This is a genomic window from Streptomyces sp. NPDC058685 (genome assembly GCF_042714725.1).
Lineage (GTDB): Bacteria > Actinomycetota > Actinomycetes > Streptomycetales > Streptomycetaceae > Streptomyces.
On record NZ_JBHXSL010000016.1, the window covers coordinates 131,212 to 140,224 of the forward strand.

Annotated in this window: 6 protein-coding genes; 5 read left to right on the forward strand and 1 reads right to left on the reverse strand. The window is 70.6% G+C overall.

The window, feature by feature from the left end; all coding sequences use genetic code 11:
• Positions 1–548 precede the first annotated feature (548 nt).
• Positions 549–854: a hypothetical protein gene (locus tag ACFWU3_RS16490; protein ID WP_384437184.1), complete on the forward strand. Its 306-nt coding sequence runs from the start codon at positions 549–551 to the stop codon at positions 852–854.
• Between the two features lie 31 nt (positions 855–885).
• Here ACFWU3_RS16490 and ACFWU3_RS16495 read toward each other — a convergent pair whose 3' ends face one another.
• Positions 886–1,773 (reverse strand): rhomboid-like protein, encoded by an 888-nt coding sequence (locus ACFWU3_RS16495; protein WP_384437187.1) that lies wholly within the window; start codon positions 1,771–1,773, stop codon positions 886–888.
• 299 nt (positions 1,774–2,072) lie between these two features.
• On the opposite strand from ACFWU3_RS16495, the gene ACFWU3_RS16500 reads away from it, so the two are divergent.
• From ACFWU3_RS16500 to ACFWU3_RS16515, 4 genes are all read left to right on the forward strand, one after another.
• Positions 2,073–2,762: a spermidine synthase gene (locus ACFWU3_RS16500; protein ID WP_384437190.1), complete on the forward strand. Its 690-nt coding sequence runs from the start codon at positions 2,073–2,075 to the stop codon at positions 2,760–2,762.
• Positions 2,763–2,853: 91 nt separating this feature from the next.
• Positions 2,854–3,591 carry a response regulator transcription factor gene (locus tag ACFWU3_RS16505; protein WP_313944159.1) on the forward strand — a complete coding sequence of 246 codons (738 nt, stop codon included), beginning with the start codon at positions 2,854–2,856 and terminating at the stop codon, positions 3,589–3,591.
• Positions 3,588–4,709: an ATP-binding protein gene (locus ACFWU3_RS16510; protein ID WP_384437193.1), complete on the forward strand. Its 1,122-nt coding sequence runs from the start codon at positions 3,588–3,590 to the stop codon at positions 4,707–4,709. Before ACFWU3_RS16505 ends, ACFWU3_RS16510 begins: the two co-directional genes overlap by 4 nt.
• A 280-nt stretch (positions 4,710–4,989) precedes the next feature.
• Positions 4,990–8,889: a multifunctional oxoglutarate decarboxylase/oxoglutarate dehydrogenase thiamine pyrophosphate-binding subunit/dihydrolipoyllysine-residue succinyltransferase subunit gene (locus ACFWU3_RS16515; protein ID WP_384437196.1), complete on the forward strand. Its 3,900-nt coding sequence runs from the start codon at positions 4,990–4,992 to the stop codon at positions 8,887–8,889.
• Positions 8,890–9,013 lie beyond the last annotated feature (124 nt).

Sequence of the window (9,013 nt, forward strand, 5' to 3'; positions counted from 1 at the left end):
TAGGCAGTGAAGTTGAGCTATGTCGACTCAATGCATGAGGGGCCGCAGATGTTCCCCGGCGCTTGTTCGCTCTCAGCGATCAGCCCTCCTGGCGGGAGAGAACGATGGACCGGCAGGGGGTCGCTCGTCCGAATCGCCCGCGGCGGGGCCGCCCGGTCGCCCATACTGCGGCGACGGACCACGGCCGGAGCTCAGCTCTCCTGAGGCTCCGGACGCCGGCGGAGCGATCCGAGGGAGGTGGGCGGCCGATGACACGACTCGGACGCGGCACGGCGGGGGCACTGGTGGCGGTGTCCCTCATGGCCTTCGCGGCGGGATGCGGGCAGAGCGGGGACTCGGGAGCCGAGGCCGGCACGGACGGCGCGGGCGGCCCGCGGAGCTCGCCCGCCTCTGCCGCTTCCTCCGTCTCACCGCCGTCTCCCTCCGCCTCGCCGCCGTCCGCTTCTTCTGTTCCCTCTGCGCCGACCCCGCCTCCGCGGCCCTCACCGCCGCCCGCTTCGTCGACGCCCGCCCCGCCTCCCCCGCCCGCCGGAGGGACGCTGGTCGCGATGACGGTCACGGGTGGGATCGCGGGTGTCCACAACCGGCTCGTGGTCCGCGAGGACGGCAGCTACACGACCACGTCGAAGTCCGGGACGGAACGGTCCGGCCGGATGAGCCCGGCGGAGCTGACCGAGCTGCGCGGGGCGCTGAAGAGGGCCGACTTCGCCCGGCTGCCGGGTACGGCGACCGGCAGCCCCGTCATGGACGGATTCACCTACCGGATCACCCACGCCGGCCACACGGTCACGACGGACGACACCGCCGAGGTGCCGAGGCTGCGCGAGGTGATCGCGGCCCTGCCCGAGCGGTAGGACCGGCGCCCGATGATGGACGCCCTGTGGATCAGGCCGGCACCGGCGGCGTACGGCTCCCGGAGCGCCCTGCCCAGCGGCGGACGGCGGGCCAGCAGGCGAGACCGGCGAGCAGGGCGAGCGGATGGCCCCAGTCGGTGAGCGGATCCGTGAAGGCGAGCAGATCCTGCAGAAGCATCATCGAGACGAAGCCGAGGACCGTGACCCGCAGGACGGGGCTCAGCAGTCCGGCGAGCGCGCCGATGCTCGCCATCAGCCCGAAGCTGATGCCGTAGTCGAGCCGGTGCAGCGAGGTGGCGGGCAGATGACCGGCCGCCACGGAGATACCGACCGGGACCTCGGTCGCCAGAGTCGCGCCGACATGGCCGACGAGAAAGACGAGAGCGGTGCGCACGCCGCCTATGCGGCGTTCCAGCGCGGTCAGCACGACGACGAAGGCAATGGCGTACGGGGACGCCAGACCTCCGGCGATCCACAGCGCGCTCGCGCCGAGAACCAGCAGCGGCCTGTCCGCCAGATGGGCGACATCCGTACTGGATCCGTGCAGCAGCGAGGAGACGGTGGCGGGGTCCCCGTGGCGGGCGTACAGAGAGGTCGCGAGCAGGACGAGGAGGTACCCGAAGGTGAAGGGGGTGCCGGTGGGCGTGGGCAGCAGCCGGAGCGCCTGCCGCCACCGGGGCGCCCGCGCGGGTCCGACGGCCGGAAAGGGCGCGGCGGCAGCCTCACCAGCGCGTACGGGCCCGGTCCGCTGCGCCGGAATCGCGGGGAGCAGCCGCTCCGTGGGCGCGGCCCGCTCCCCGAGCGCCTGATCGGGACGGCCTGCCTGAGCCCGCTCCGGCGTGGTGCGGGCGCCCAGGGCTCCGTCGCCCGCGGCGGTCCGGTCGCGCCTGGTCCGGTCGCCCTTCGTGTGCTGGTGCACCGCGTGAGGCCCCTTTCGCCAAGCCCCCGAACAAAACCCCACCCAATGCGATCAGCGTGACCCGCGTCTATGACGTACGCCACACGAGGCAACCCCCGCCCTCGTCCGTGCGTCACGGGCGGCACCCAGCCGTCCACGCCCAGCGTGTTCGCCCTCGGCGCGAACACGGCACGCGTGCGGACGCCTCCCCGGGGCAGGAGCCCATCGGGCCCGCGCTCGGGATAAACGGTTTGTTCCGGTCGCGCCGTCCCGCAAGCATGGTCGACGCCATCGACGGCCAGCCATCCGGAGGTACTGCCATGCCGCTGCACGCCGACGCCGAAACTCCCGTCACCCTCGACCGGCGCGAGGGGCCCTACGGAGAGATCGTGCTGCGGCAGCGCGGTGAGCACCACGAGATCATCGCCAACGGGTGCTTCCTGATGGACACCTCCGACGGGCGCTCCGAGCGGCTGCTGGTGGACGCGGCGAGCGATGCCCTCACGGCCAACGGCAAACACCCGTCCGCCCTGCTCATCGGCGGACTCGGGGTCGGCTTCTCGCTGGCCCACGCCGCCGCCGACCCCCGCTGGCGCCGGATCACGGTGGTCGAGCGCGAGCAGGCGGTCATCGACTGGCACCGCACGGGACCCCTCGCGCGGATCTCCGGCGGGGCACTCGGCGACCCCCGTTGCGTGATCCTGCACACGGACCTCCTCACACATCTGCGCGAGTCCGCGGACCACTACGACGCCCTGTGCCTGGACATCGACAACGGGCCCGACTGGACCGTCACCGACGACAACGAAAGCCTCTACTCCCCGGACGGACTCGCCGCCTGCCAGGCCCGGTTGACGCCCGGCGGAGTACTGGCCGTGTGGTCGGCCCAGCCGTCTCCGGCTTTTGAGGATGCGTTGCGGAATGCCGGATTCACCGGGGTAAGAACCGAAGAGATCCGCCTTGCCCGAGGCGTACCTGACGTGGTCCATCTCGCCGTTAGCCCTGCGTAGCCGGGACGCCGTGACTGCCTTTACGCTGCTCACCTACACACCGGATCAAATAACCAGATGCAACTCGCGAGAACGCGTACAGGGGCGGGCGATGGAGCAGACACACACCACGCACAACGGCGTCGCGGCCACGCCAGGCGCTCAGCGCCGGGTGCTGGTGGTCGAGGACGACTCGACCATCGTGGACGCCATCGCCGCCAGGCTGCGGGCGGAGGGCTTTCTCGTCCAGACGGCCTCCGACGGCCCCGCCGCCGTCGACGCGGCCGAGGCATGGCAGCCCGACCTGATGGTCCTCGACGTGATGCTTCCGGGCTTCGACGGTCTCGAGGTCTGCCGCCGGGTCCAGGCACAGCGCCCGGTACCGGTGCTGATGCTCACGGCCCGCGACGACGAGACGGACATGCTCGTCGGGCTGGGTGTCGGCGCCGACGACTACATGACGAAGCCGTTCTCGATGCGTGAGCTGGCCGCCCGGGTGCATGTACTGCTGCGCCGGGTCGAGCGTGCCGCGCTCGCCGCGGTGACGCCGCGCAGCGGGATCCTGCGGCTCGGCGAGCTGGAGGTCGACCACGCCCAGCGCCGGGTACGGGTCCGCGGGGACGACGTGCATCTGACGCCCACCGAGTTCGATCTGCTGGTCTGCCTCGCGAACACCCCGCGTGCCGTCCTGTCCCGCGAGCAGCTGCTCGCGGAGGTGTGGGACTGGGCCGACGCCTCGGGCACCCGCACCGTCGACAGTCACATCAAGGCGCTGCGCCGGAAGATCGGCGCCGAGCGGATCCGTACGGTGCACGGCGTCGGATACGCCCTGGAGACGCCTGCCCCATGAGGCGCCGCCTCCGGGACGAGCCGCCCGGCCGCCCCGACCGGCTGAACCGGCTGCGCTCCGCCTCCCTGTCGATCTCGATCAAGACCAAGCTCGGCGCCCTCGTCGTCGTCTCGGTCTTCATCACCACGGGGCTGCTCGTCGTCGCCCTGCGCACGGCCACCGAGCTGCGCTTCATCACGGTCTTCTCGGTGATAGCCACGCTGCTGATCACCCAGTTCGTGGCGCACGGTCTGACCGCGCCGCTGGACGAGATGAACACCGTGGCCAAGGGCATATCGCACGGCGACTACACCCGCCGGGTGAGCGGCGCCGACCGCCGTGACGAGCTCGGCGACCTCGCCTCGACGATCAACCGCATGGCGGACGACCTGGAGGCGGTGGACCGGCACCGCAAGGAGCTGGTCGCCAATGTCTCGCACGAGCTGCGGACCCCCATCGCCGCGCTGCGCGCCGTCCTGGAGAACGTGGTCGACGGAGTCTCCGCCGCCGATCCCGAGACGATGCGCACGGCGCTGAAGCAGACCGAGCGGCTGGGCCGGCTGGTCGAGACGCTGCTGGACCTGTCCCGGCTGGACAACGGGGTCGTGCCGCTGCGGGCCCGGCGCTTCGAGGTGTGGCCGTATCTCTCCGGGGTGCTGAAGGAGGCCAACCTGGCCGCCGCCCAGCGCCGTGTGGCCTCGGGCTCGGGCAACCACACCCGTACCGACGTGCATCTCCACCTGGATGTCTCACCGCCCGAGCTGACCGCGCACGCGGACGCCGAGCGGCTGCACCAGGTGGTCGCCAATCTGATCGACAACGCGGTGAAGCACTCGCCGCCGCACGGCCGGGTGACGGTACGGGCCCGGCGCGGCGCCCAGCCGGAGTCGCTGGACCTGGAAGTGGTCGACGAGGGCCCGGGCATCCCCGAGCAGGAGCGCCACCGGGTCTTCGAGCGGTTCAACCGGGGCAGCATCCTGGCCCCGCACGGCAAGGGCAGCGACGGCGGTACGGGTCTGGGCCTGGCCATCGCCCGCTGGGCGGTGGATCTGCACGGCGGGCGCATCGGCGTGGCCGAATCCGCCCGTGGCTGCCGGATCCGGGTCACTCTTCCGGGAATTCCGTCGCCCCGAGGTTGACGTAGGGTTCGAACCGGAAGCGGTCGTTCTGCGTGGTGATCCGTGAGGACGGGCCCGCGCGGCCGCTCACGAGGCGGGCCGGAGGGCCGTGGCCGCGGTGTCGCCGACCCGCGGCGTGGCCGAACCGTGCTTGTTTCCCGCCATTGTCAGCCCCGAAACCCGCCTTTCGGTGTGACTTGCGCGACGATGACCAGCCCGGCCTGCATCTCCCGGCCGGGGAGGCGTAGCCTTAATTCCCGCTGTCCATCACCTTGTGAAGCGGAAGAGGGCGGTTGCCGCCGTGTCGTCTCAGTCCCCCAGTAACTCGAGCATCTCGACCGACCAAGGCGCGCAGGGCAAGAACCCTGCCGCCGCATTCGGGCCCAATGAGTGGCTCGTCGACGAGATCTACCAGCAGTACCTCCAGGACCCCAATTCCGTCGACCGCGCCTGGTGGGACTTCTTCGCCGACTACAAGCCGGGCGGCGGCAGCTCCGCCGCCACGGCGGCGAAGCCCTCCGACGGAAGCACGGCCGCGGACGCTGCTCCCGCGCAGTCCGGTACCGCAGCCGCGGGGGCTGCGGGTACCGCCGGTCAGACCGGCAGTGCCACCGCGAACGGCGTGAGCGCCGCTCCGCAGGCCGCACCCGCCGCGAAGGCCCCGGCCGCGCAGCCCGCCGCACCGGCGCAGGCCGCTCCCGCGGCGAAGGCGGCCCCGGCCGCCGCGCCCGAGGCCAAGGCGGCTCAGCCCGCCCCGGCCAAGGCCGCGCCGGCGAAGGCCGCACCCGCCAAGGCGGAGTCCGCCAAGGCCGCACCGGACACCGAGGCCCCCTCGGGTCCCGAGTACGTGACGCTGCGCGGCCCCTCGGCCGCCGTCGCGAAGAACATGAACGCCTCGCTGGAACTGCCGACGGCCACGTCCGTGCGCGCGGTCCCGGTGAAGCTGCTCTTCGACAACCGCATCGTCATCAACAACCACCTCAAGCGCGCCCGGGGCGGGAAGGTCTCCTTCACCCACCTCATCGGGTACGCGATGGTGCAGGCCCTCAAGGCCATGCCGTCGATGAACCACTCCTTCGCGGAGAAGGACGGCAAGCCCACCCTGGTCAAGCCGGAGCACGTGAACTTCGGTCTCGCCATCGACCTGGTGAAGCCGAACGGCGACCGCCAGCTGGTCGTCGCGGCCATCAAGAAGGCCGAGACGCTCAACTTCTTCGAGTTCTGGCAGGCGTACGAGGACATCGTCCGCCGCGCCCGGAACAACAAGCTGACGATGGACGACTTCACCGGCGTCACCGTCTCGCTGACCAACCCCGGCGGCCTCGGCACCGTCCACTCGGTGCCGCGGCTGATGCCCGGACAGTCGGTCATCATGGGCGTCGGCTCCATGGACTACCCGGCCGAGTTCCAGGGCACCTCCCAGGACACCCTGAACCGCCTGGGCATCTCCAAGGTGATGACCCTCACCAGCACGTACGACCACCGGGTCATCCAGGGCGCCGCCTCCGGCGAGTTCCTGCGGGTCGTCGCCAACTACCTGCTCGGCGAGCAGGGCTTCTACGACGACATCTTCCAGGCGCTGCGCATCCCCTACGAGCCGGTCCGCTGGTTCAAGGACATCGACGCCAGCCACGACGACGACGTCACCAAGGCCGCCCGGGTCTTCGAGCTGATCCACTCCTACCGGGTCCGCGGCCACGTCATGGCCGACACCGACCCGCTGGAGTACCGCCAGCGCAAGCACCCCGACCTGGACATCACCGAGCACGGGCTCACCCTGTGGGACCTGGAGCGCGAGTTCGCCGTCGGCGGCTTCTCCGGCAAGTCGATGATGAAGCTGCGCGACATCCTCGGCGTCCTGCGCGACTCGTACTGCCGCACCACCGGCATCGAGTTCATGCACATCCAGGACCCGAAGCAGCGCAAGTGGATCCAGGACCGCGTCGAGCGCGGGCACACCAAGCCCGAGCGCGAGGAGCAGCTGCGGATTCTGCGCCGTCTCAACGCCGCCGAGGCGTTCGAGACCTTCCTGCAGACCAAGTACGTCGGTCAGAAGCGGTTCTCGCTGGAGGGCGGCGAGTCCGTCATCCCGCTGCTCGACGCGGTCATCGACTCCGCGGCCGAGTCCCGGCTGGACGAGGTCGTCATCGGCATGGCCCACCGCGGCCGGCTGAACGTGCTCGCGAACATCGTCGGCAAGTCGTACGCGCAGATCTTCCGGGAGTTCGAGGGCAACCTCGACCCGAAGTCGATGCACGGCTCCGGCGACGTGAAGTACCACCTGGGTGCCAACGGCACCTTCACCGGCCTGGACGGCGAGCAGATCAAGGTCTCGCTGGTCGCCAACCCCTCCCACCTGGAGGCGGTCGACCCGGTGCTGGAGGGCGTCGCACGCGCCAAGCAGGACGTCATCAACAAGGGCGGCACGGACTTCACGGTCCTGCCGGTCGCCCTGCACGGTGACGCGGCCTTCGCCGGCCAGGGTGTCGTCGCCGAGACGCTGAACATGTCCCAGCTGCGCGGCTACCGCACGGGCGGCACGGTCCACATCGTCATCAACAACCAGGTCGGCTTCACCGCCGCCCCGGAGTCGTCGCGTTCGTCGATGTACGCGACCGACGTGGCCCGCATGATCGAGGCGCCGATCTTCCACGTGAACGGCGACGACCCGGAGGCCGTGGTCCGCGTCGCGCGGCTCGCCTTCGAGTTCCGCCAGACGTTCAACAAGGACGTCGTGATCGACCTCATCTGCTACCGCCGCCGCGGTCACAACGAGGGCGACAACCCGCAGTTCACCAACCCGCAGATGTACAACCTGATCGACAAGAAGCGTTCGGTGCGCAAGCTCTACACCGAGTCGCTGATCGGCCGGGGCGACATCACGCTGGAAGAGGCGGAGCAGGCGCTCCAGGACTTCCAGGGCCAGCTGGAGAAGGTCTTCGCGGAGGTCCGCGAGGCGACCAGCCTGCCGGCCCCGGCGCATGTCCCGGACGCGCAGGCCGAGTTCCCGGTGGCCCTCACCACCGCGGTCTCCCAGGAGGTCGTGAAGCGGATCGCCGAGTCCCAGGTCAACATCCCCGACCACGTCACCGTGCACCCGCGGCTGATGCCGCAGATGCAGCGCCGTGCCGCGTCGGTCGAGGACGGCACGATCGACTGGGGCATGGGCGAGACGCTCGCCATCGGCTCGCTGCTGATGGAGGGCACCACGGTCCGGCTGTCCGGTCAGGACACCCGCCGCGGCACGTTCGGCCAGCGCCACGCGGTGCTGGTGGACCAGGAGACCGGCGAGGACTACACCCCGCTGCTCTACCTCTCCGAGGACCAGGCCCGTTACAACGTCTACGACTCGCTGCTCAGCGAGTACGCGGCGATGGGCTTCGAGTACGGCTACTCGCTGGCCCGCCCGGACGCGCTGGTCATGTGGGAGGCGCAGTTCGGTGACTTCGTCAACGGCGCGCAGACCGTCGTGGACGAGTTCATCTCCTCCGCCGAGCAGAAGTGGGGCCAGACCTCCGGCGTCACCCTGCTGCTGCCGCACGGCTACGAGGGCCAGGGCCCGGACCACAGCTCCGCGCGCCCCGAGCGCTTCCTCCAGATGTGCGCGCAGAACAACATGACGGTCGCGATGCCGACCCTGCCGTCGAACTACTTCCACCTGCTGCGCTGGCAGGTGCACAACCCGCACCACAAGCCGCTGATCGTCTTCACGCCGAAGTCGATGCTGCGTCTGAAGGCGGCGGCGTCGAAGGCGGAGGAGTTCGTCAACGGCGGCTTCCGCCCGGTGATCGGCGACGAGTCGGTGGACCCGAACGCGGTCCGCAAGGTCGTCTTCTGCTCCGGCAAGGTCTACTACGACCTGGAGGCCGAGCGGGTCAAGCGCGGCGTCACGGACACCGCGATCCTGCGTCTGGAGCGGCTGTACCCGCTGCCGGGCAAGGAGCTCCAGGCGGAGATCGCCAAGTTCCCGAACGCCGAGAAGTACCTCTGGGCGCAGGAGGAGCCGGCGAACCAGGGTGCGTGGCCGTTCATCGCGCTGAACCTGATCGACCACCTGGACCTGGCCGTCGGTGCGGACATCCCGCACGGCGAGCGTCTGCGCCGCATCTCGCGTCCGCACGGCTCGTCCCCGGCGGTCGGCTCGGCCAAGCGCCACCAGGCGGAGCAGCAGCAGCTGGTCGACGAGGTCTTCGACGCCTAGGGGACCGGTTCGCCACGGAGGGCCCGGCCCCCCCCACACGAATAGGGGCCGGGCCCCCCGCGGGCGCACGCGCCGGTGGCGTTTTAAAAAAAACCAGCCCCCCACACCCAATATTATTTGGGTT